The sequence below is a fragment of the Allobosea sp. CCNWLY174 genome (assembly GCF_037120455.1).
Lineage (GTDB): Bacteria > Pseudomonadota > Alphaproteobacteria > Rhizobiales > Beijerinckiaceae > Allobosea > Allobosea lupini.
The window spans coordinates 212,670-235,430 of record NZ_JBBBBQ010000007.1; the positions used below are offsets into that span (position 1 = coordinate 212,670).

General features: G+C 66.3%; 19 protein-coding genes. 5 read left to right on the top strand and 14 right to left on the bottom strand.

Annotated elements, in window-relative coordinates; all coding sequences use genetic code 11:
* Position 1 precedes the first annotated feature (1 nt).
* From V7S63_RS20365 to V7S63_RS20375, 3 genes are read right to left on the bottom strand one after another with little or no spacing between them, the layout of a single operon-like run.
* Positions 2 to 1,315 (bottom strand): dihydrolipoamide acetyltransferase family protein, encoded by a 1,314-nt coding sequence (locus V7S63_RS20365; protein ID WP_336531542.1) that lies wholly within the window; start codon positions 1,313 to 1,315, stop codon positions 2 to 4.
* On the bottom strand, positions 1,315 to 2,331 hold the full coding sequence (locus V7S63_RS20370; protein ID WP_100962906.1) for an alpha-ketoacid dehydrogenase subunit beta: 1,017 nt from the start codon (positions 2,329 to 2,331) through the stop codon (positions 1,315 to 1,317). The genes V7S63_RS20365 and V7S63_RS20370 overlap by 1 nt, the downstream gene beginning before the upstream one ends.
* Before the next feature lie 2 nt (positions 2,332 to 2,333).
* Entirely contained in the window at positions 2,334 to 3,566 is a 1,233-nt protein-coding gene (locus V7S63_RS20375) for a 3-methyl-2-oxobutanoate dehydrogenase (2-methylpropanoyl-transferring) subunit alpha (protein ID WP_091833043.1), read from the bottom strand.
* A gap of 208 nt (positions 3,567 to 3,774) precedes the next feature.
* Between V7S63_RS20375 and V7S63_RS20380 the strand changes: the two genes are divergently transcribed.
* Positions 3,775 to 4,275, top strand: a complete 501-nt coding sequence (locus tag V7S63_RS20380; protein WP_091833046.1) for an Lrp/AsnC family transcriptional regulator — start codon at positions 3,775 to 3,777, stop codon at positions 4,273 to 4,275.
* A 6-nt stretch (positions 4,276 to 4,281) separates the two neighbouring features.
* On the opposite strand, the gene ggt is transcribed toward V7S63_RS20380, so the two are convergent.
* The 6 genes from ggt to V7S63_RS20410 form a co-directional block, all read right to left on the bottom strand.
* Positions 4,282 to 5,895, bottom strand: coding sequence for a gamma-glutamyltransferase (gene ggt, locus V7S63_RS20385; protein WP_336531543.1), 1,614 nt, complete (start codon positions 5,893 to 5,895; stop codon positions 4,282 to 4,284).
* Positions 5,896 to 6,108: 213 nt separating this feature from the next.
* A complete protein-coding gene (locus tag V7S63_RS20390) occupies positions 6,109 to 7,755 on the bottom strand; it encodes an ABC transporter ATP-binding protein (protein ID WP_336531544.1) in 1,647 nt (548 codons plus the stop codon).
* Positions 7,752 to 8,570 (bottom strand): ABC transporter permease, encoded by an 819-nt coding sequence (locus V7S63_RS20395; RefSeq protein WP_336531545.1) that lies wholly within the window; start codon positions 8,568 to 8,570, stop codon positions 7,752 to 7,754. The genes V7S63_RS20390 and V7S63_RS20395 overlap by 4 nt, the downstream gene beginning before the upstream one ends.
* Positions 8,567 to 9,511: an ABC transporter permease gene (locus V7S63_RS20400; protein ID WP_336531546.1), complete on the bottom strand. Its 945-nt coding sequence runs from the start codon at positions 9,509 to 9,511 to the stop codon at positions 8,567 to 8,569. Before V7S63_RS20400 ends, V7S63_RS20395 begins: the two co-directional genes overlap by 4 nt.
* A 34-nt stretch (positions 9,512 to 9,545) precedes the next feature.
* Positions 9,546 to 11,090 carry an ABC transporter substrate-binding protein gene (locus tag V7S63_RS20405; protein WP_336531547.1) on the bottom strand — a complete coding sequence of 515 codons (1,545 nt, stop codon included), beginning with the start codon at positions 11,088 to 11,090 and terminating at the stop codon, positions 9,546 to 9,548.
* A 60-nt stretch (positions 11,091 to 11,150) separates the two neighbouring features.
* On the bottom strand, positions 11,151 to 12,035 hold the full coding sequence (locus V7S63_RS20410; RefSeq protein ID WP_336531548.1) for an alpha/beta hydrolase family protein: 885 nt from the start codon (positions 12,033 to 12,035) through the stop codon (positions 11,151 to 11,153).
* A gap of 152 nt (positions 12,036 to 12,187) precedes the next feature.
* Here V7S63_RS20410 and V7S63_RS20415 point away from each other — a divergent pair, with 152 nt between their 5' ends.
* On the top strand, positions 12,188 to 12,838 hold the full coding sequence (locus tag V7S63_RS20415) for a GntR family transcriptional regulator (RefSeq protein WP_336531549.1): 651 nt from the start codon (positions 12,188 to 12,190) through the stop codon (positions 12,836 to 12,838).
* Here the strand turns inward: V7S63_RS20415 and V7S63_RS20420 are convergent.
* Complete coding sequence (locus V7S63_RS20420; RefSeq protein WP_336531550.1) at positions 12,835 to 14,394, bottom strand: ABC transporter substrate-binding protein; 1,560 nt, start codon at positions 14,392 to 14,394, stop codon at positions 12,835 to 12,837. The genes V7S63_RS20415 and V7S63_RS20420 overlap by 4 nt on opposite strands.
* A gap of 56 nt (positions 14,395 to 14,450) precedes the next feature.
* Positions 14,451 to 15,593 (bottom strand): C45 family peptidase, encoded by a 1,143-nt coding sequence (locus V7S63_RS20425; protein WP_336531551.1) that lies wholly within the window; start codon positions 15,591 to 15,593, stop codon positions 14,451 to 14,453.
* Positions 15,594 to 15,677: 84 nt separating this feature from the next.
* Between V7S63_RS20425 and V7S63_RS20430 the strand changes: the two genes are divergently transcribed.
* Entirely contained in the window at positions 15,678 to 16,559 is an 882-nt protein-coding gene (locus V7S63_RS20430; RefSeq protein WP_336531552.1) for a GntR family transcriptional regulator, read from the top strand.
* Between the two features lie 77 nt (positions 16,560 to 16,636).
* Positions 16,637 to 17,977: an omega-aminotransferase AptA gene (gene aptA / locus V7S63_RS20435; RefSeq protein ID WP_336531553.1), complete on the top strand. Its 1,341-nt coding sequence runs from the start codon at positions 16,637 to 16,639 to the stop codon at positions 17,975 to 17,977.
* A 128-nt stretch (positions 17,978 to 18,105) separates the two neighbouring features.
* Here aptA and V7S63_RS20440 read toward each other — a convergent pair whose 3' ends face one another.
* From V7S63_RS20440 to V7S63_RS20450, 3 genes are all read right to left on the bottom strand, one after another.
* Positions 18,106 to 19,350 carry an aminopeptidase gene (locus tag V7S63_RS20440; RefSeq protein ID WP_336531554.1) on the bottom strand — a complete coding sequence of 415 codons (1,245 nt, stop codon included), beginning with the start codon at positions 19,348 to 19,350 and terminating at the stop codon, positions 18,106 to 18,108.
* Between the two features lie 89 nt (positions 19,351 to 19,439).
* A complete protein-coding gene (locus tag V7S63_RS20445; RefSeq protein WP_336531555.1) occupies positions 19,440 to 20,144 on the bottom strand; it encodes a flavin reductase family protein in 705 nt (234 codons plus the stop codon).
* A complete protein-coding gene (locus tag V7S63_RS20450) occupies positions 20,141 to 20,848 on the bottom strand; it encodes a GntR family transcriptional regulator (RefSeq protein ID WP_336531610.1) in 708 nt (235 codons plus the stop codon). Before V7S63_RS20450 ends, V7S63_RS20445 begins: the two co-directional genes overlap by 4 nt.
* A gap of 242 nt (positions 20,849 to 21,090) precedes the next feature.
* On the opposite strand from V7S63_RS20450, the gene V7S63_RS20455 reads away from it, so the two are divergent.
* Positions 21,091 to 22,659, top strand: a complete 1,569-nt coding sequence (locus tag V7S63_RS20455; protein WP_336531556.1) for an ABC transporter substrate-binding protein — start codon at positions 21,091 to 21,093, stop codon at positions 22,657 to 22,659.
* Positions 22,660 to 22,761 lie beyond the last annotated feature (102 nt).

A 22,761-nucleotide genomic window follows, 5' to 3' on the forward strand; every position in this document is an offset into this window, starting at 1 on the left:
CTCACATATCCACGAACAGCGTCGCCGGCGTCTCCAGCAGCTCTTTCAGCCGCTGCACGAAGACCGCCGCGTCCCAGCCGTCGATGACGCGGTGGTCGAAGCTGGAGGAGAGGTTCATCATCTTGCGCGGCACGAAGGTCGTGCCGTCCCAGACCGGGCGGACCACCATCTTGTTCACGCCGACGATCGCGACCTCGGGATGGTTGATCACCGGGGTCGTGGCGATGCCGCCGAGCGCGCCGAGCGAGGTGATGGTGATGGTCGAGCCGGTGAGCTCGTCCCGTGTCGCCGAGCCGTCGCGGGCCCGTTCCGCCAGGCGAGAGAGCTCGATCGCGCAGCCCCAGAGATCGCGCGCTTCGGCATGCTTGACCACCGGCACCATCAGACCGGACGGCGCCTGCGTGGCGATGCCGATATCGATGCCGGCATGCTGGTGGACGATGCCGGCTTCGTCGTCATAGATCGCGTTGAGATTGGGCTGCTCGCCGAGCGCCTTGACCATCGCCCGCATCAGGAAGGGCAAGATCGTCAGCTTCGGCCGCTCGGCCGTCGGCTTCTTGTTGAGCGCGGCGCGCAGGTCTTCGAGCGCGGAGACATCGACTTCTTCAACGATCGTGATGTGCGGGATGCGCGACTTCGACAGCGCCATCTTCTCGGCGATGCGGCGGCGCAGGCCGACGATCTTGACATCGGTGATCCCTGTCCTGGCGACGAGCCCGCTTTTGGCCGGAGCCTCGGGGCCGCGCAGGATGAAGGCGTCGATGTCCTCATGGGTGACGCGGCCGGCCGGGCCGGAGCCCTGGACCTGGCGCAGGTCGATGCCCGCTTCGCGCGCCTTCAGCCTGACGGCAGGCGAAGCCAGCGGCTTCTCGCCGACCGGGCGGCGCGGCGCCGGCGTGGTGATGGCGGGGGCAGGGCGGGCCGGAGCCGCGGGCTTCGGCGTCGGCAACTGCTTGGGAGCGGGCTCCGCAGCCGCGACCGGTGCGGCCGGAGGAGGCGCAGCAGCAGGCTTTTCCTTCGGCGGCTCGGCAGGGGCCTCAGCCTCGGCCGGCGCCTCGCTCGCGGCGCCATCACCCGAGACCTTCAGCTTGACCAGCGCCGAGCCGATCGCGACGGTGTCGCCGATCTCGGCGCCGACCCAGGTGACCTCGCCCTCGACGGGGGAGGGAATCTCGACGGTCGCCTTGTCGGTCATCACCGCGGCGATGAGATCGTCCTCGCGGACGATGTCGCCGACCTTGACGTGCCACTCGACCAGCTCCGCCTCGGCGATGCCCTCGCCGACATCGGGCAGCTTGATGATGCGCTCGGCCATCAGCGTGCCTCCATGATGTCGCGCAGCGCCCGACCAAGACGGGCGGGGCCGGGGAAGTAGTCCCATTCCTGGGCGTGCGGGTAAGGCGTATCCCAGCCGGTGACGCGCATGATCGGCGCCTCCAGATGGTAGAAGCAGTGCTGCTGGATAAGCGCGGCCAGCTCCGCACCGAAGCCTGACGTCAGCGTCGCCTCGTGCAGGACGATGCAGCGGCCGGTCTTGCTGACCGAAGCCACGATCGCGTCGAGGTCGAGCGGCAGCAGGGTGCGCAGGTCGATGATCTCCGCGTCGATGCCGGTTTCCTCGACTGCGGCCTGCGCGACGTGGACCATCGTGCCGTAGGTGACGATGGTGACGGCCGAGCCTTCGCGGCGGATCGCTGCCTTGCCGAGCGGGATGGTGTAGTGGCCCTCCTCGACCTCGCCGAGCTCGTGCTTCGACCAGGGCGTTACCGGGCGGTCGTGATGGCCGTCGAACGGGCCGTTATAGAGCCGCTTCGGCTCGAGGAAGATCACCGGATCGGGATCCTCGATCGCCGCGATCAGCAGGCCCTTGGCGTCGCGCGGATTGGACGGCACGACCGTTTTCAAGCCGGAGACGTGGGTGAACAGCGCTTCCGGGCTCTGGCTGTGGGTCTGGCCGCCGAAGATGCCGCCGCCGGTCGGCATCCGGATGACCATCGGGCAGGTGAAGTCGCCGGCCGAGCGGTAGCGCAGGCGCGCGGCCTCGGAGACGATCTGGTCATAGGCCGGGTACATGTAGTCGGCGAACTGGATCTCGACGCAGGGGCGCAGGCCATAGGCCGCCATGCCGATCGCGGTGCCGACGATGCCGAGCTCGCTGATCGGCGCGTCGAAGCAGCGGTTGACGCCGTATTTCTGCTGCAGGCCGTGGGTGCAGCGGAAGACGCCGCCGAAATAGCCGACATCCTCGCCATAGACGACGACATTGTCGTCGCGGCCCATCGAGACGTCGAGGGCGGAGCGGATCGCCTCGATCATGGTCATGCGGGCCATGGTCAGACTCCGATCTGCTGGCGCTGGCGGCGCAGATGCGGCGGCAGCTCGGCATAGACGTCCTCGAACATGTCGCGCGAGGAGGGCTTGCCGCCGGCATGCAGCGTGCCGAAGCTCTCGGCTTCCTTCTGCGCGGCGATGACGGTTGCCAGAATCTCGGCCTCGGCCTGCTTGTGGCGCTCTTCGGTCCAGGCGCCGATCGCGATCAGATGCTGCTTCAGCCGGACGATCGGGTCGCCCAGCGGCCAGTCGTCGGATTCGTGCTTGGGCCGGTAGGCGGAGGGGTCGTCCGAGGTCGAATGCGCGCCGGCACGATAGGTGACGTATTCGACCAGGGTCGGCCCGAGATTGCGGCGGGCCCGCTCGATCGCCCATTGCGCCACGGCATAGGTGGCGAGGTAGTCGTTGCCGTCGACGCGCAGCGCCGGGATACCGAAGCCGAGGCCGCGCGCGGCGAAGGTGCCGGAGCCGCCGCGCGCGATGCCCTGGAAGGTCGAGATCGCCCACTGGTTGTTGACGACGTTGAGGACGACGGGGGCCTTGTAGGTCGAGGCGAAGACCAATGCGGCGTGGAAGTCGGATTCGGCGGTCGAGCCGTCGCCGACCCAGGCGGCCGCGATCTTGGTGTCGCCCTTGATCGCGGAAGCCATCGCCCAGCCCACCGCCTGGATGTACTGGGTGGTGAGGTTGCCCGAGATCGAGAAGAAGCCGTTCTCCTTGGAGGAGTACATCACCGGCAATTGCCGGCCCTTCATCGGGTCGCGCTCGTTCGAGTAGATCTGGCACATCATCTCGACGAGCGGGTAGTCGTGCGCGATCAAGAGCCCGGCCTGGCGATAGGTCGGGAAGTTCATGTCGCCCTTGCCGAGCGCGATGCGGAAGGCGCAGGAGACAGCCTCCTCGCCGGTGTGCTGCATGTAGAACGAGGTCTTGCCCTGGCGCTGTGCCATCTGCATGCGGGCGTCGAAGGCACGCAGCGTCAGCATGTGGCGCAGGCCGCGGACCAGCTCGTCCTTGGAGAGCTCCGGCACCCAGGGGCCGACCGCCTCGCCCTCGCGGTTGAGCACGCGGATGATCGAATAGGCGAGGTCTCGGATTTCCTTGGGATCGACATCGACCGGCGGGCGCTGCACCGAGCCGGCCTTGGGGATCACGACATGGGAGAAGTCGGGTTTTTCACCGGGGCGACTGGCGGGGACGGGAACATGGAACCGAAGCGGTGAGGGGTCTGTCATGTCCACGCTCCCTAGGCTCTGTCCGACCCAGCATTCCGCGCCACGGCCATCGCCGCAAGCCGTGTCTGCGGGGGCATCCGAAGGACGCCATCCTTATTCGGGCATGTTAGGGCTGTGAAATGCCTATTTCTTACCGAAATGGCCTTGTGATTTGCTCCTGCTCAGACGATCTTTCTGTCATCTCGATCTCTGGCGGAAAATTCACTCTATGGCGATCAAGGCAAGGCGCGGCGAGGAGCTCGACCAGATCGACCGGCGCATCCTCTCGGCCCTGAACGAGGACGGCCGACTGACGATCAATGCGCTGGCCGAGAAGGTCGGCCTCTCACCCTCGCCGTGCTGGACGCGGGTGAAGCGGCTGGAGGAGAGCGGCGCGATCGAGAAATATGTCGCGGTGCTGAACCATCGCGCGCTCGGGCTCGACAATGTCGTCTTCATCGAGATCACGCTCGATAAGCATGACGACAAGCTGCTCGACCGCTTCGGCGAGGCGCTGGCGCGCATTCCCGAGGTGGTCGAGGCGCATCTCGTCACCGGCGACTACGACTATCTGGTCAAGGCCGTGGTCAGCGGCACCGAGCACTATGAGCGCTTCCTGCGCGAGAAGATCTACCGCCTGCCCGGCATGCGGCAGTCGCGCACGACCTTCGGCCTGCGCGCGCTGAAGCGAGCGATCTCGGTCGACCCGCTGCAGATCGCGCCGGTTTGACCTGTTCTACGCCGGCACCGAGATCGCCATGCCGTCGCGCTGCGGGTCGGCGCCGCCGGTCGCGAGCCCGTCCTCGATCTTGACGCCGTGCAGCGCGGCGAAGGGATAGCTCTGCGCCGAGCGCTTGACGTCATAGCCCTCGGCCTTGAGCTGCGCCTCGACGCTGCGGCGGATGCGGTTACTGATGTCGATCGAGTTGGAGACGCCCATCACGCGCGGCGCCGCCACCGCCTCCAGCATCGACATCTCGAAATCGATGACGTTCATGATGCCCTGCGCCATCGCCGGGGCGATATAGCTGCCGCCCGGCGCGCCCATGACGATGAAGGGCTTGTCGCCCTTGAAGACGATGGTCGGCGCGGCGGAGGACGAGCGGCGCTTGCCGGGCGCGATCGAGCCGGCGCGGCCGGGGCGCGGGTCGAAACGGCTCATCGTGCCGTTGTAGATGAAGCCGAGGCCCTCGGTGATCGCTCCCGATGGGCTGCCGAGCGTATGGGTCAGTGCGACGGCGTTGCCGTGGCGGTCGACCACGGTGACATGGGTCGTCTCGCGCGAGGAGGAGCGCTCCAGCCGCTTGACGTCGGCACGCTCGCCGCGGCGGATGCTCTCGGCTTGGCTTGCCGCATGCTCCTTCGAGATCAAATGCGCGACGGGCACGTCGACATAGGCGGGGTCGCCCATGAACTGGTCCTTGTCGATGGTCATGCGCTTCATCGCCTCGGCGAGCAGGCGGACATGCTCGGCGCTGCCATGGCTGAGCGCGCCGATGTCGAAGGCCTCCAGCATGTGGAGGATCTGCAGCATCGACATGCCGCTCGCCGGCGGCGGCGAGGTCGAGATGCGATGGCCGCGATAGGAGCCCCAGATCGGCTCGGCGACCGAAAGCTCGTAGCGGGCGAGGTCCTCGCGTGAGATCAGCCCGCCATGCGTTGCGAAGTCGGCGGCGATCTCCTGCGCGAGCTCGCCATGATAGAACAGGTCCGCGCCGCCCCTGGCGAGCCGCTCCAGCGTGTTGGCCATGTCGGCGTTGACGATGATGTCGCCCGGGCGCTTCGCGCTGCCGTCGGGGCGGAAATAGAGCTTTTTGCCGGTCTCGCTGTAGCGCAGCTTGTCCGATGTGTTGACCTGGCCGGAGCCGCTCTGGTCCTGGGTCCAGAACCAGTGCATGTGCGGGCGCACCAGCACGCCCTCGCGCGCCTGCTTGATCGCCGGCGCCATGACATCGGCCCAGTCCATCGTGCCGAAGCGCGACAGCACATAGTCATAGCCCTTGACGCTGCCGGGCGTGCAGACCGAGAGATGGCCGAATTCGTTGATCCCGCCCTCGAGCAGGAAGGCGAAGCCGTCGCGTGACTGGCCGCGCAGCTTGTCCTGCCACATGTCCGGCTTCGCCGAGTAGGAGGCGCGGGCATAGAACTCGACGATCTCATGCACGCCCCTGCCGGGCATGTAGAGCTGCATCGAGCCGAAGCCGCCGATGCCGGACATCAGCGGATCGACCACCCCCTGCATGAAGGCGCAGGCGATCGCCGCGTCGATCGCATTGCCACCACGCTCCAGCACGGCCGCGCCAGCCTCGACCGCCTCCGGCTGCGGGGCGACGATCATTCCGTTCTTCATGGCAAAGGCCTTTCATTGGCGCGGCGTGGCCGGAAGGCTTCCCTTCTCCCCTTGCGGGAGAAGGTGCCGGCAGGCGGATGAGGGGTCGCGCTGCGCTGAATCACTGGCGACGAGCAACGGGGCAAAGAGGGCAGGTCGCGCGACCCCTCATCCGTCTCGGCTTCGCCGAGCCACCTTCTCCCGCAAGGGGAGAAGGGGAGGCCGCGATCTTTATCACGCCGGCTCGCTCAATCTCCAGAACAGCCTCACCCCACCATCCTCGGTACTCTCCAGCCCGGGCACGGCCGAGAGCAGCTTGCGGGTGTAGTCGTGCTGCGGGGCGTCGAAGATCTGGTCGCGCGTGCCTTCTTCGACGATGCGGCCGTCCTGCATGACGACGACGCGGTCGGAGACCTGCTCGACCACGCCGAGATCATGGCTGATGAACAGGCAGGAGAAGCCGTGCTTCTTCTGCAGCTGCGCGAAGAGCTCCAGCACCTGCGCGCGCACCGTCACATCGAGGGCCGAGACCGGCTCGTCGGCGATGACGAAGCTCGGCCGCCGGATGATGGCGCGGGCGATGGCGACGCGCTGACGCTGGCCGCCGGAGAGCTCGTGCGGATAGCGCTCGGCGAAGCCGTCGCCGAGGCCGACCTCGCCCAGAACTTCGGCAAGCCGCGCCTTCTTCTCGGCAGCACCCATGCCCTTGACCAGCCGCAGCGGCTCGCCGACGAGCTCTCCGATGGTCATGCGCGGGTCGAGCGAGGAATAGGGATCCTGGAAGACCATCTGGCAGTTCAGCCGATAGTCCCAATAGGCCGTCTCGCTCTTGTCGATCGGCTTGCCGTTGAACAGGATCGCTCCCTCGCTCGGCTTGATCAGCCCGGCAATGGCGTGGCCGAGGGTGGTCTTGCCGGAGCCCGAGCCGCCGACGACCGAGACGACCTCGCCCGGCTTCACCGAGAGGCTGATGCCGTGCAGGGCGCGCTTGGGCTGCTCCTTGCGGAAGAAGCCCTGGCGCCCGCCGTAATCGACGACGAGACCGTCGACCGAAACCAGCGGCGTCGCCGCTTCCGGCAGGTCACGTGCCGGCTCGCGATGCGGCATCGCAGCGAGGAGCTTGCGGGTATAGGGGTGCTGCGGCCGGGCGAGGATGTCTTCGCTCTTACCCTGCTCGACGACGTCGCCCTGGCACATCACGACGATGCGGCTGCAATAGCGCGCGACCATGCCGAGATCATGCGAGATCAGCAGCACGGCGGTGCCGTTTTCCTTGGTCAGGTCGACCATCAGCTCCATCACGTCGCGCTGGACGACAGCGTCGAGCGCGGTGGTCGGCTCGTCGGCGAGGAGTAGGGCCGGTTTCAGCAGCATCACCGAGGCCAGCATGATGCGCTGGCGCATTCCGCCGGAATACTGGTGCGGATAGGCGTTGAACGCGCCCTCGGGATCGCGGATGCCGACACGCCGGAGCATGTCGAGGATGAGTTCGCGCCGGCCGTTTGCGTCGAGCTTGCGATGCAGCGCCAGGCCTTCCTCCAGCTGGCGCCCGATCAGCATGGAGGGGTTGAGCGAGGTCATCGGCTCCTGGAAGACCATGCCGACCTTGGCGCCGCGGATCGCCCGCAGGCGCTTTGGCGCCATGGTCGTGACCTCCTCGCCGTCGAAGCGGATCGAACCCGAGATCAGGCGCACCGCCGGTGGGATGAAGCCCATCACGGCGCGGGCGGCGAGCGTCTTGCCCGATCCGGATTCGCCGACGATGCCGACGATCTCGCCGGGCGAGACCGAGAAGCTGACATTGTTGACGACGGTGCGGCCGGATGAACCGATCCGCAGCGTCAGGCCGTCGACCTCTAGCAGGGGCTTGGTGGAGGTCATCGCGCACCCCTCATCCGCGGGTCGAGCTTGTCGCGCAGGGCGTCGCCGAGCAGGTTGATGCCGAGCAGGGTCAGCGAGATGCAGAGGCCCGGGAAGATGCCGAGCCAGACCGCCTGGCCGATATAGGGCCGCGAGCCCGCCAGCATATTGCCCCAGGTCGGGGCCGGCGGCGGCACGCCGAGGCCGAGGAAGGAGAGCGAGCTCTCCGCCAGCAGCACCCAGCCGAACATCGAGGTCGCCAGCACGGTCAGCGGCGCGATGCAGTTGGGCAGGATGTGGCGGGCCATGGTGAAGGCCTCCGAATTGCCCATCACCCGCGAGGCCGAGATGAACTCGCGCTCGCGCAGCGAGAGCACAGTGCCGCGGACGATGCGGGCGACGGAGGGCGCATAGGCGATGCCGAGCGCCAGGATGATGCCGTATTTGTTGGCGCCGACCACGGCGAGCAGGCCGAGTGCCAGCAGGATCCCGGGGAAGGCCAGCAGCGCGTCGTTGAAGGCCATGATGGTGCGGTCGACCCAGCCGCGGACATAGCCGGAGAACAGGCCGATCACCGTGCCGAGCGAGACGGCGAGTGCGACCGTCAGCAGGCTGATCCAGACCGAGGTCGCGGCGCCCGCCATCAATCGCGAGAGCACGTCGCGGCCGAATTCATCGGTGCCGAGCCAGTGCATGGCGGAGGGCGCCGCGAGCTTGGCGCGGAAGGAGAGCCGCAAGGGATCGTACGGCGTCCAGAGCGCGCTGACCGCGGCGACGAGGCCGAGGAAGCCGATCAGAGTGCCGCCGACCAGGGCGTTGGGAGCAGGGAGCCTCATTGCGCCGCCACCCGGGGATCGAAGATCGGATAGCAGAGGTCGATCACCAGATTGACCAGCACATAGGTGAAGGCGACGAAGAGCATGCACCCCTGGATCACTGGGTAGTCGCGGGCGAAGATCGAATCGACCAGCAGGCGGCCGAGGCCGGGGATGGTGAAGACTGTCTCGACCACCGCGATGCCCCCTAACAGATTGCCGAGCACGAGGCCGATCAGCGTCCAGGTCGGCCCGAAGGCGTTCTTGAAGGCGTGGTTCCAGAGCACGGCGCTCTCGGTCAGGCCCTTGGCGCGGGCATGGGTGATGTAGTCGAGCCGCAGCACCTCCAGCGTCGAGGCGCGCGCCATACGCAGGATCACGCCGATCTCGTGCAGGAACAGCGTCATGATCGGCATGATCAGATAGAGGATGCCGGCCAGGGGGCTTTCGGCGATCGAGACGTAGCCGACCACCGGCAGCCATTCGAGCTTCAGCCCGAAGAACAGCAGCAGCAGCAGGCCGAGCCAGAAGGTCGGGATCGAGAGCAGCAGCGTCGCGACGGCGACGAGGCTGAAGTCGAGCGAGGTGTCCTGCTTCCAGGCGGCGAGCACGCCTGCGGGAACCGCGACGAGGCTGGCGAGCGCGACCGCGACCAGCACGATCTGGGCCGAGATCCAGAAGCGCTGCAGGATCAGCGGCAGAACCGCCTGCTGCGAGTTGATCGACTGGCCGAGATCGCCCTTGAGCAGGTTCCCGAACCAGATGCCGAACTGCACCGGCAGGCTCTGGTCGAGGCCGAGCCGCGCCTGCAGGTCGGCGATCGAAGCCGGCGTAGCCAGATCCCCCAGCATCAGCGAGGCCGGATCGCCAGGGATCAGCCTGATCAGCGCGAAGACCGAGACCGACACGATCAACAGTGTCGGCACGGACATGAGAATGCGCGTCAGCGCGAAGCGCAGCATCGGTTTCCTCCCGGATGCGCGGTGGCAGTTGGCGTCAGTTCGCCAGCGTCACTTCCCACATGCGCAGCTTCGACTGCCACGGCTTGAAGCCCTGGACGCGCTTGGCATGGGCGATGATGTCGAGGCCGTTGAAGGCGAAGATCATCGGGACTTCGTCGATGACGCGCCTGTGCAGCTCGTCGACGAGCTTCTGCCGTTCGCCCCGGTCGGAGGTGACGTAGAGCTTGTCGATCAGCTTTTGCGCCTCCGGATTGTCCCAGGTCTTGCGCGGCTGCTTGTCCTTCGGCCCCGAGAACTGCTCGAAGGCGATGGCGGGATCGAAGCGGGCCGAGAAGGAGAAGGACTGCATCTGGTAGTTGCCCTTGTTGAAGCGGTCGAGCTGGGTCGCCCAGTCGAGCACTTCGATCTCGGCGTTGACGCCGACGGATTGCAGCATCTGCTGCGCCACCACAGCGGCCGGGAAGCTCGGCACGACCGGGCGCTTGTTGGCGAGGATGACGATCTTCTCGCCCTTGTAGCCGGCCTCCTTGAGCAGGACTTTGGCGCGGGCCGCGTCGTAGACATGGCCCTTCTTCTCGACCTCGCCGAAATAGCTCGAGCCGGAATAGATCGGCGACGTGTTGGGCTTGCCAAGGTCGTTGTAGAAGGAGGCGACGATCTCATCCATGTCGAGCGAGGCGGCGATCGCCTGGCGCAGCTTCTGGTTGCCCATCACCGCGTCCCTGGTCTGGATCAGGAAGACGTGCCTGACGGCATTGGGTTCGGCCGCGACCGAGAGCTTCGAATTCTTCTTCAGCTCGGCCGCGTCGCTCGGCAGGATCTCGGCCATGTCGAGAGCGCCGGAGATCAGGCCGGCCTTGACCGTTGCCGGGTCCTTGACGACCAGGAACTTGACCTCCTTGAGCAGCGGCCGCTTGGAGCCGACATAGCCGTCGGCCTTGCCGCCGTCCTTCGGCGACTTGTAGCCGTCGAAAGCGGTCATGGTGAAGTACTCGCCGCGCTTCCACTCGCCGAACTTGTAGGGGCCGGTGCCGATCGGCTTGTCCCAGGAGCCGTCGGCCTTGACCGAATCCTTGTGCAGGATCGCGGTCATCGCGCAGTCGGTGCGGGCGAGCGTGTCGAGGAAGAGCGCGTTCGGCTTGTCGATCTGCATGACGACGGTGCGGGCATCGGGCGCGGTCACCGCCTCGACCTTGAGGCCGGAGCGGCCGTCGAATTCCGAGGTGCAGCGCCAGTCGGTCTTGGCGTCCATGTAGCGCGTCCAGTTCCACAGCACGTCGGCCGAGGTCAGCTCGGCGCCGTTGTGGAACTTGACGCCCTGGCGCAGCGTGAAGGTGTAGGTCTTGCCGTCGGCGGAGAGGTCGACCTTCTCGGCGAGCAATGGCGTCGCGACGCCGCCCTCATTGTAGCCGACGAGGCCCTCGACCAATTGCAGCGCGAAATCGTCGGTGTTGTCGTCGCGATTGACGCCGGGATTGTTGCTGCGGATGTCGGCGGCAACCGCCACCGTGATGGACTGCGCCGCGGCGGGGCTGGCGAGCGCCAGCAAAGCGAAGGCGGAGGCGAGCAGGCGGTTCATCGGCAATTCCCCTCTTTGTCTTGTTGTCTTGGTTTTGTCTCGTACGTGCGATTGCTGGCGTCAGGCTGCCCTGGCCGCGCCGGATCGGCGCTTGGCGAGCTCCTCGGCGAAGAAGTCCTCGACTCGCGAGACCGCCTTCAGCCCGTCATGCGGCATGTTCGGCACGAGATCGAAGCGCACGTCGATGCCGTGCTCCTCGAAATTGCGACGCAGGCTGTCGAGCCGTTCCGGGCGGTTCGTGCCGGCGCGATTGGCGTCCGGCATCCAGCTTCGGTCGCCGGGCTTGTGGGTGATCTCCCAGGTCTCGAGATCGGCGGCACCGACGATCATCTGGACCGCGACCTTCCGCATCGCCTCGACATCGGGCGCGCTGCCGAAGAGCTCGGCCATGTTGCGGGTGCCGACCCACCAGTCGCGCGTCGGGTCGAGCAGCGTCACCGAGCCTGGCGCACCGATCGAGGCGGCCCAGAGCTTGTGCGGCTGAAGCATCAGGAAGCGGTGCGCAAAGTGGCCGCCGCCGGAATAGCCGAACAGGGCGAAGCGGTCGAAGCGCAGGCCGTAATGCTGGGCGACCTCCTCGACCATGGCGAGCAGGATGTGGTCGTAACGGACCTCGCCTTCGCGCATGTATTTGAAGCCGTTGCGGTTGCCGTCGCCCATCACGCCGATCGGGAAGAGCGGGGCGAGGATGACGCAGTTGTTCCAGCGGCCGAAGGCCTCGAAGGCGTCGCGATAGCCGGTGAAGCCGCGCCCGGTGCCGTGCATGGTGACGACGAGCTCGGGAGGCTGGCCGCCCTTGCCGAGGCTCTTTGGCACATAGAGGCAATAGCTGAAGCGGGGATCGGCCTTGCAGGCGATCACCGGGGTCGGGCCGAGGTCGTAGAGCGCGCGGGCGATCGCCGCCGCGTCGTCCTGCTTGGCGGGCTTTGCAGCGGGAGCGGTCATACGGCGGGTCCTGATTGGCTATAAGATTGGCGCCAATTTTGTTGCATGATACGGATGGAGCCGCAAGCCGGATTCGACCGATGCTGAGTGGCCTGTGCGCGAGACGTGCGAGCCGGCTCGCAAGCGTCATTGCAATGCTCTAGAGACCCGTCATGGCCAGCCGTCCGAAAACCCGCCAGCGCGCCAAGGGCGAACTGGCCAACGAGATCGCCAAGGCGATCCATATCCGCGCCTATCGTCCGGGCGAATGGCTGCGCCAGATCGATCTGGAAGAAGCCTTCCAGGCGACGCGCTTCGATGTCCGCACGGCGCTCGACGAGCTCGCCATACGCAAGACGATCGAGCACGTGCCCAATCGCGGCTACCGCGTTGTCGAGATCGATCTCGCCACCTACCGCGCGATCCGCGACACCCGCATCATCCTGGAGAGTGCGGCCTCCCGCCTGGTGATCGGCAGGATCGATGATGCCGCCGTTGCGAGGCTCAATGCACTCGCCCACGAGTTCAGCCGTGCCGTGCAGAGCGGTACGCGCGTCGAGCAGAGCGAGATCAACCGCGCCTTCCATAGCCTGATCTATGCCCATTGCGGCAATCCGGTGCTGGCGGAGACGATCTGGAGCCTGCGCGACCGCTCGCGCGGTTCGGCGGTCACGGTCTGGGCCTCGCATCAGGCCCTGCTCGCCAGTGATGCGGACCACCACGCCATGGTCGCGGCGATTCGCGCCGGGGATGGAGAGCGTCTGGCCGAGCTGATCAGCCAGCACATCCTCAAGGACCTGATCGAGGCCGGTGGTGCGGCCTAGTCCGCGACCGTGACTTCCCAGAGTCGCGGTTTCGACAGGATCGAGGATTTGTAGCCCTTGACCCGCTTGCCATAGGCGCCGGCGTCGATGCCGTTATAGAGCATCACCATCGGCACCTCGGCGATGAAGCGCTGGTGCAGTTCGTCGAACAGCTTCTGGCGCTCGGCCTTGTCGGAGACGACCATCGACTTGTCGAGCAGCGCCTGTGATTCCGGGGTGTCCCAGACCTTGCGCGGCTGCGTCGCCTTCGGGCCGGTCATCGATTCGAAGCTGAGAGCGGGGTCGAGCCTGGCCGAATAAGGGAAGGCCTGGAGCTGGTAGTTGCCCTTGGTATAGCGGTCGAGCTGCGTCGCCCATTCGAGCACCTCGATCTGGACGTTGATGCCGGCAGCCTGCAGCATCTGCTGCGAAACGACGGCGGCGTCGAAGCTCTGCGGGTAGCGCTTGTTGGCGATCATCACCAGCGGCTCGCCCTTGTAGCCGGCTTCCTGCAGCAGCTTCCTGGCCGCGGCGAGGTCGTAGGTATAGCCTTTAGCCTGGACCGGGCCGTAATAGGACGACATCGACGGCACGATCGAGTTGTTGCGCTTGCCGAGCCCGTCCGTGACCTGCGCCACGAGTTCCTCGGTGTCGATTGCCGCCGCGATCGCCTGGCGCAGCTTGACGTTTCCCAGCAGCGGGTCGCGGGTCTGCAGGAGGATGCCGACCAGGCCCATGTTCGGCGTGATCGAAAGTCCGATGCGCTGGTCCTTCTTGAGCTCCTTGACCTCGGCATTGGCGACGTCCGGGATCACATCGACATCGCCGCGCAGCAGCGCCGCCTTGGCGGTGGCGCCGTCCGGGATGACCATGAAGCGGATTTCGTCGACGAGCGGGCGCTTGCCGCCGGTATAGCCGTTGGGCGCGCCCGGCAGGCTGGCATAGGCCTCGTTGCGGGTCAGGCGGACGAACTCGCCGCGCTTCCACTCGGCGAACTTGTAGGGGCCGGTGCCGATCGGCTTGTCGAAGGAACCGTCGGCTTTCAGCGAATCCTTGTGCAGGATCGCCGTCATCGCGCAGTCGGTGCGGGCGAGATTGGCGAGAAAGAGCGAGCTCGGCTTGTCCAGCTTGAAGACGACGGTCGCTGGATCGGGCGCCGTCACCGCCTCGACCTTGACGCGGCCGCGCCCATCGAATTCCGACAGGCAGCGCCAGTCGGCCTTGGCGTTCATATAGTGGTTCCAGCTCCAGACCATGTCGGCCGACGTCACCTCGGCCCCGTTGTGGAATTTGAGGCCCTTGCGCAGGGTGAAGGTGTAGCTGAGCCCGTCTGGTGAAACCTCGACCTTTTCGGCGAGCAGCGGCTTCACCTCCGAATCCTCGCCATAGGCGACGAGCCCCTCGACGACATGCAGCATCACGGCGTCAGTGTTGTCGTCGCGGTTGATACCCGGATTGATGCCGCGGATGTCGGCATTCAGGTGGACCCGCAACGTCGCGGCCGCAGCCGGCAGGGCGGCAGCGGTTGCAAGGCCCAATCCGGCGAGGGCTAGGGAAAGGCGGCGTCGGTTGTGCATCGGCGGGTTCCCCTTGTCTTTTGGTTTTGGCTTGGATGCTGTCTGGCTTGGCCGCCCTATTCGGCGGCCTGCGCCAGCGTCACCGGCTCGTCGGTCAGGCTGTAGCGGGTGAATATGCGGTTGAGGGCCGGGAGCGGTGCGACCTCCATGGTGCCCTTGGCCGGCTGCATGATCACCATCGAGACGGTGGCGGAGAGATTGCCGGTGTCGTTGAGGCGCGGCGGCCGGCAGACCGAATGCGGCGTCAGGAAATCGTCGAAGAAGGCCTCCTTGAGATCGTCCGCTGTGAGCTTGCGACCGGCCTCGTTCAGCAGCTTCCTGACGCGCCAGTCGCGGTAGAAGCTCTCGGGCACGCGCGGGATGCCGGTGTCGGTGAGCTTGGTCAGCGCGACCTGGCCGACCCAGTGATTGGCGTGCACGATGAGCCCGTCCTCGGGATAGAGCGGGAAGGCGGCGTCGGGCGCGCATTCGAAGTCGATGCCGAAGCCGGCGATCGTCGAGAGCATCATGTTGTTCGAGCAGGCTTTCGGCGTCGTCGCGACCGCCTTGATCGCGTAGGCGAAATGCTCCTGCTCCAGCACCTTGCGACGGATCAGGGCGAGCGGCACGCCGGTCTGGGTGAAGTCGCGCTCGCTTTCGAGATAATTGGCGGTGATCGAGATGCCGGCTGCGTTCATGCCGCAACGGGCGAGGCCACCGGCCTCGACGAAGGTCAGGAAATCGGGGCCGTCATTGCGGCGCACGCGCAGCACGATCGCCGTCTCCGCGCATTCGGCCTTCCAGTCCCAGTTCTGGCCGTGGATCAGCTCGCCCGAGGCACTGCGCTCGGGCAGGATGATCGCGCCGGTGCAGCCGTCGTCGAGCTCCTCCTCAGCCCCGACCGGCCTGTTCTTCTCCAGCTTCGCCTTGGCGATCACCTCGGTGCGGGCATTGATCATGATGACGTCTTCGAGCGTGACGCCGGCTCCATCGGCGATGCCGCGCATTTCCTCGACATAATGAGCGCCGAAGGCTTCGATCTCGCGGGCGAACTCGCCGATCAGTCGCGACTTGGCGGCGGCGTCATAGCCGAGCTCGCCGAGCTGTCCGCCATAGAGTTCGATCGAGCGCTTGACGCGCTTCGGCACCGCCGCACCATGCTGGCGGCCGCGCTCATAGGGCGTGCCGGCGACATCGACGAAGGGAAAGGGTTCGACCATGGCCGGATCTCCGCGGGTTCGCGCTGGTGATGTGTCTGGCTATAATGTATTTCATTTCAAACTAAGACAATCAAGAGTCTTCTCATGACGGCACCGACGCGATTGCAGCAGGAGATCGCCGAACGCATCATGCAAATGGTGCGGGAGGATGGACTTCAGGTTGGCGCCTGGCTCAACGAGAACAGCGCGGCGCGCCGCCTCAACGTCTCGCGCACGCCGGTGCGCGCCGCGATCGACCACCTTGCCCGGCAAGGACTGGTGCGCCGGCATCCGAACAAGGGCGTCGAGCTGCTCAGCGCGCCGGAGGCGCCTGCCGATCAAGGCGCCAGCGCCGATGCGACCGAGCTCGTCATGGTCAAGGTTGCGCAGGATCGCCATGGCGGGCACTTGCCCGATGAGATTTCCGAGCTCGAACTGATGCGGCGCTACGAGCTCGGCCGGCCCGAGGTGCAGCGCCTGATGGCGCGGCTCGCCGATCTCGACATGGTCGAGCGCAAGCGCGGCTATGGCTGGCGCTTCCTGCACGAGGCGCGCGATCAGTCTGCCCATGACGAGCGCTATCGCTTTCGCCTGCTGATCGAGCCGATGGTCTTTCTGGAGCCAGGCTTTGCGCTCGACCAAGGCTGGATCGACGAGATGAGGGCCCGGCACGAGCTGACCCTGTCGCAGCCCTGGAAGGAAAGCTCGGCGATCGGCTTCTACGAGATGAACGCCGATTTCCATGAGGGGCTGGCGGCCGCCTCCGGCAACCGCTTCATCCACTCCGCCATCCGCCGCCAGAACCAGATGCGCCGGCTCTCCAATTACGATTGGACCTATGGCTATGAGCGCGTTGTGGTGAACAGCCGCGAGCATCTGCAGATGCTCGAGACGATCGAGGCCGGCGATCTTCAGCTCGCCAGTGCGCTGATGCGCAGCCATCTCCAGCGCGCCATGCAGTTGCGCAGGCCGGACGGGCTGGACTGAGACTGCCCGGCATTCTCGCTATTGTCTTTTGAATTTACAAAATACATCATGCGGTCATTGATAGCGAGGACCCGCTGATGACCGCTCATGCACTTGCCCCCGAAAGCCGCCGCGACAACGCTCCCGACGCATTCTGGATGCCGTTTACGCCGATGCGCGCTTTCCGGCAGGCGCCGCTGCTGTTCGAGCGGGCGGAAGGCATGCACTACATCACCCCGAACGGGCGGCGGGTGCTCGACGGCATGGCCGGGCTCTGGTGCGTCAACGCCGGTCATGGCCAGGCGAAGATCACGGAGGCGATCCGCGCGGCCGCCGGCCGGCTCGATTTCGTCTCGTCGTTCAAGATGAGCCATCCCGACGCGCAGGCCTATGCTGCCAGGCTCTGCGACTTCGCGCCGGAGGGCATCGACCACGTCTTCTTCGTCAATTCCGGCTCGGAGGCGGTCGATACCGCCTTGAAGATCGCGCGCGCCTACCATCAGGCGCGCGGCCAGGCCGGGCGGACCAAGCTTATCGGCCGGGCCAAGGGTTATCACGGCATGGGCTGGGGCGGGCTCTCGGTCTCAGGCATCGGCCGGCACAAAGCCGCCTTCGGGCCGTTGCTGCCCGATGTCGCGCATCTACCCTTGCCCTATGATCGAGCGACGATGGCGTTCTCACGCGGCCGGCCGGAAGGCGGTCTCGTCGAGGCCGAGGCGCTGGAGACCCTGCTGCAGATCCATGATCCCGCGACCGTCGCGGCCGTCATCGTCGAGCCGGTGACCGGCTCGGGCGGGGTCTATCCGCCGCCAAAGGGTTATCTCGAATGCCTGCGCGCGATCTGCGACCGGCACGGCATCCTGCTGATCTTCGACGAGGTCATCACCGGCTTCGGCCGGCTGGGCAGTCCGTTCGCGGCGCAGGCCTATGGCGTCAGGCCCGACCTGATGAGCTGCGCCAAGGGCATGACCAATGGCGCGGTGCCGATGGGCGGCGTCCTCGTCGCCGGCCACGTCTACGAGGCCTTCATGGCCGGCCCGCCCGAGGCGATCGAGCTCTTCCACGGTTATACCTATTCGGCCCATCCGCTCGCCTGTGCAGCCGGCCTCGCGACGCTCGACGTCTTTGCCGAGCAGGACATCCTGGGTAGCCTCGCCAAGGTGCTGCCGCTCTGGGAGGAGCGGGCGCACCGGCTGAAGGGCGCGGCCCATGTCGTCGACATCCGCACCGCGGGCCTGCTCTGCGCGATCGATCTTGCGCCACGTCCCGGTGCCGATGGCGCCAGGGGCGGGGAGGCGAATGCGCTCTGCCTCGACGCCGGCGTGCTGGTCCGCAATGCCGGCGACACGCTGGTGCTGTCGCCGCCATTGGTCATCGCGCCCGCGCAGATCGAGGAGATATTCACGACGATCGAGCGGGCGCTGGGGCGGATCGGTTAAGGGGTGTGCTGCGAGGCTGCGCTCCCCGTCGTTGCGAGAAGCGTAGCGACGAAGCAATCCAGGAGCGGCAGCGCTCTACGTCTCCCTGGATTGCTTCGCAGCGCTCGCAATGACGGGAGCGGTGCTTCTCAGGCCCACTCGCCCTTGCGGAAGACCGCAACGCGGCTGCCATCGGGCTTGATTCCGTCGATGTCGATCTCCCCGGAGCCGATCATCCAGTCGATATGGATCAGGCTCTTGTTGCCGCCCTGCGCCGCGATCTGCTCCGGCGTCAGCTTGGTGCCGTCGATGAAGCACTTCGAATAGCACTGGCCGAGCGCGATGTGGCAGGAGGCGTTCTCGTCGAAGAGCGTATTGTAGAACAGGATACCGCTCTGCGAGATCGGCGATGAGTGCGGCACCAGCGCGACCTCGCCGAGACGGCGCGCGCCCTCGTCGGTGTCGAGCACCTTGTTCAGCACCTCTTCGCCGCGGCTCGCCTTGGCCTCGACGATCCGGCCTTCCTCGAAGCGCACCTGGATGTTGTCGATCAGCGTGCCCTGATAGGAGAGTGGCTTGGTCGAGGAGACATGGCCCTCGACACGGCGGGCATGCGGGGTGGTGAAGACCTCTTCGGTCGGGATGTTGGCGTTGCAGGTAATGCCATTCTTGGCGGTCGAGGCGCCGCCCTCCCATTCATGGCCGTCGGCGAGGCCGATGGTCAGATTCGTGCCCGGGCCGGTGAAATGCAGCGCCGAGAAGCGCTGGCCGTTCAGCCATTTGGTGCGCTGCGCTAGGGCCGCATTGTGCTCCGCCCAGGCCGCGATCGGGTCGTCACGATCGACGCGCGAGGCCGCGAAGATCGCCTCGGCGAGACGGGCGACCGCGACCTCTTCGGCATCTCCCGGAAACACCTGCTGGGCCCAGGCCGTGCCGGGATAGGAGACGATGTTCCAGTTGATGTCGAAATTGGCGATCTTCTCCAGCGCCGGCTGGTAGGCGATCGAGTTCGCTTTGTTGGCGCGGGCGACCTTGGCCGGGTCCTGCTCGGCGAGCAGCATCGGATTGTCGCCGACGATGGCGAGGCGCGCCGTGTTGGCGGCGAAGGCCTTGCCGACGCCCTCATAGAGCCAGGACGGGGCGCGGTCGAAGCTGGCATCCTGCCCGAAACGATAGCGCGCCAGCGTCAGCGCCTCGTCGGAGAGGATCGGCGTGACGAGGCCGGCGCCCGCCTTGTAGGCGTGCTCGGCGATGCGCCGTACCAGCGGCAGCGCCGCGACCGGGGCGGTCAGGAACAGGTCCTGTCCCGGCTGCAGGTTGAGGCCCACCTTGATCGCGACCTGCGCCAGCTTGTCGAGCTTGTTGGCATCGATCCCGGAGACGTGCTTGTTCATGGGGGCCTCGTCGAACTGATTTTAAGAGGCCGCATTGCTGGCGGAAATCCTGTCGGGGTCAACCGTTCCTGAGCAGAGGACGCATTCGTTCAGCGCCGGTCGGGCCGTGTGCGCCTCGCCTTGGAACGATCGCCGCGCCAATCGGCGACGGACATGGTCGGCAGGTCGAAATAGTCGCGCGTCGTGGCATAGCCATGCCCGCCCATGCGGCCGATCGCGTCGAGTGCGACCGGGTCGACATAGTGCTTCACCTGGTCGACGGTGTCGGCGCGGAAATGCGCGTAGACGACCTCACCCAGGATGATCTCGCGCGAATTGCCGATACCGAGCGTGGTGTGGTGGCGGCATTCGAAGGCGGCCGGCGACTGGCCGATCCAGGGGCAGGGCACCTTGACCCCGGGCATGGCTGAAAGGCCGGCCTCGGCCAGTTCGTCCGTGCCCGGCTCGAACGGCACGGCGCAGGCATTCATGCCGTCGACCAGCGCATCCGAGACGATGTTAACGGTGAAGGCGAGTGTCTCGCGGACATTGCGGCCGGTGTCCTTCTGCCCACCGGTCTGGCGGTATTCGACGCCAAGCGCCAGGATCGCCGGATCGGCCGAGAGACAGTTGAAGAAGGAGAAGGGGGCGGCGTTGACGACGCCATTGGCGTCGATCGTGGTCACCAGTGCGATCGGACGCGGCACCACCGCGCCGATCAGCAGCTTGTAGCGCTCGCGCGGCGTCAGCGCGGCGAAGTCGAAGGTGACGATCTCGGCGGCGGCCGACCGGTCCTGCGTCAGCGTCTGGGTCACGATGGGGTCAATCCTTCACTCAAGGCATAGGGTGCGAGCACGTCGCGGATGTCGCGTTCGCCGCGCGGCGCCAGCAAGGCGCGGGTGACGACCGATTGCAGGTGGTGGTCCATCAGCGCGGCGGCGCGGGCGGCGTCGCCGGCGCGCAGCGCTTCGATCAGTTGGCGATGCTCGGAGACGGCGCATTCGGAGGAGTGCGGGCGGCCGTAGATGGCGAGGATCAGCGAGCAGCGCGACGAGGCTTCCTGGACATAGCGCAGCAGCAGCGCGTTGCCGGTCATCTCGGCGAGCTTGATGTGGAATTCGCCGGACAGCCGGATCGATTCCGGCCCGTCCTGCTCATGTGCCTTTTCTTCCAGCCGCACATGCGCCTCGAGCTCGGCCGATTGTACCGCGGTCAGCCGACCCGCAAGGTTCTCGGCGACGAGCCGCTCCAGCCCGCGGCGGACCTCGAAGACGTCGCGCGCTTCCTCCAGCGTCGGATAGGCGACATTGGCGCCGCGATTGGGCTTGAGCTCGACCAGGCCCTCGACGGCCAGCCGTCCGAAGGCTTCGCGCACCAGCGTGCGGCTGACGCCGAGCTGTTCGCCGATCGCATCCTCCGGCAGCTTCACACCTGGCTTCAGCGCCTGCTCGATGATGGCACGCCGCAGCGCCTTGTAGACCGCCTGCGCGCGCGGCACCGGCGCGCCCTTCTCGGGCATCCTGACGTTGGAGTTCGACTTGTTCGCAGCGAGCGGGCGGGCAGGGCGCGGCATGAATCGAGTTTCCGCTTGTCTTCAATAATCGCATACAATACGGTTATTGTATCGTATGCAAGTTGATGAATTATCGCACACGAGATGGCGCGGAAAGCGCCACGATGGTCACAGAGGCGGCAACGAAACGGCATTCCCCCGGTACGCAGCGCGGGCCGGCGGCGAGCAACGACAAAGGGGAGAGTTCGATGAAGAAGGCCTGGCTGCTGGCGGCCGTCGCCGCCTTTGCGCTGAATGGCGCGGTCGAAGCGAAGACGCTGAAATGGGGCGCGTCGCGCGAGATCGCCTCGCTCGACCCCTATTCCTATGGCGAGACCTTCACGCTCGCCGTGCTGAACCACGTCTATGAAGGTCTGGTGCGCTATACCGGCGATCTCAAGATCGAGCCGGCGCTGGCGGAATCCTGGGAGACGGTGACGCCGACGACCTGGCGCTTCAAGCTGCGCAAGAACGTCAAGTTCCACAACGGCAACCCGTTCACGGCCGACGACGTCATCGCCTCGCTGGCGCGCGTCACCCACGACACATCGCCGCTCAAGGGCAACCTGCCAGCCTATAAGAGCTCGAAGAAGATCGACGATTACACGGTCGAGCTCGAGGTCAACGGCCCCTATCCGCTGCTGCTCAACGACCTCACCAACATCTTCATCTTCGACAAGGAGTGGATGGAGGCGAACAATTCGCTGCTTCCCACCGATTCCGGCAAGGGCGTGAAGGGTTATGCAACCGACAACGCCAACGGCACCGGCCCGTTCAAGATCGAGAGCCGCCGCGTCGACGCCAAGACGGTCTTCGCCAGGAATCCCGACTGGTGGGACAAGCCGCAGCACAATATCGACGTGATCGAGTTCACGCCGATCACCTCGTCCTCGACGCGCGTGGCGGCGCTGCTCTCCGGCGAGATCGACTATACCAATGTCGCGCCGCTGCAGGACCTGCCGCGCCTCTCGGCCTCGCCCGAGGTCAAAGTGCTGCAGACCAACGAGTTGCGCTCGGTCTTCTTCGCTTTCAACCTGACCGACAAGCTGGTCGAGAGCGACGTCAAGGACAAGAACCCCCTCAAGGACATCAAGGTGCGCGAGGCGCTCTACCGCGCCATCGACATCGACGCCGTGCAGAAGCGCGCGATGCGCGGCCTCTCGCGCAATACCGGCGCGCTCGTAGCCCCGGCGATCCCCGGCTATGAGCCCTCGCAGGATGAGCGCCTGCCCTTCGACCTCGCCGGCGCCAAGAAGCTGCTCGCCGAGGCCGGCTATCCCAACGGTTTCTCCTTCCTGATGAACTGCCAGAGCGACTCGCTCGTCAACGAGGAGGAGTTCTGCCAGGCGGTGGCGGCGATGTGGTCGCGCGCCGGGTTCAAGCCGAACCTCAGCCTGGCGCCGCGCAGCCAGCAGACGCCGAAGCGGGTCAAGGGCGATTTCGACGTGATCTCCTTCGGCTGGGCCAATGAGCCGATGATCGACGCCTATTCGATCCTGGTGCAGGTGCTGCGCTCCAAGAGCGGCACGGGCGGCGTGTTCAACTGGGGCAATTGGGGCGATCCGCGCATCGACGCGCTGGTCGACAAGGCCGGCGTCGAGCTCGATACGCCAAAGCGCATCGCGCTGATGCAGGAGGCGCTGAAGATCGCCAAGGCCGAGCAGCTCTTCATTCCGCTGCACCAGCAGCCGATGGCCTGGGCGATGCGCAGCACCGTCGCCTCCACGGTTCAGGCCTCGGACAACAAGCCGCGGCTGTGGCTCACCATGATGAAGTGAAGGCGCGCATAGCGCTTCTGGTGTGAGGTCGTCCCGGCCGGAGCCGCGTAGCGGCGCAGAGCCGGGACCCATGCCTGAACCGTTCCGGAATGGATCCCGGGT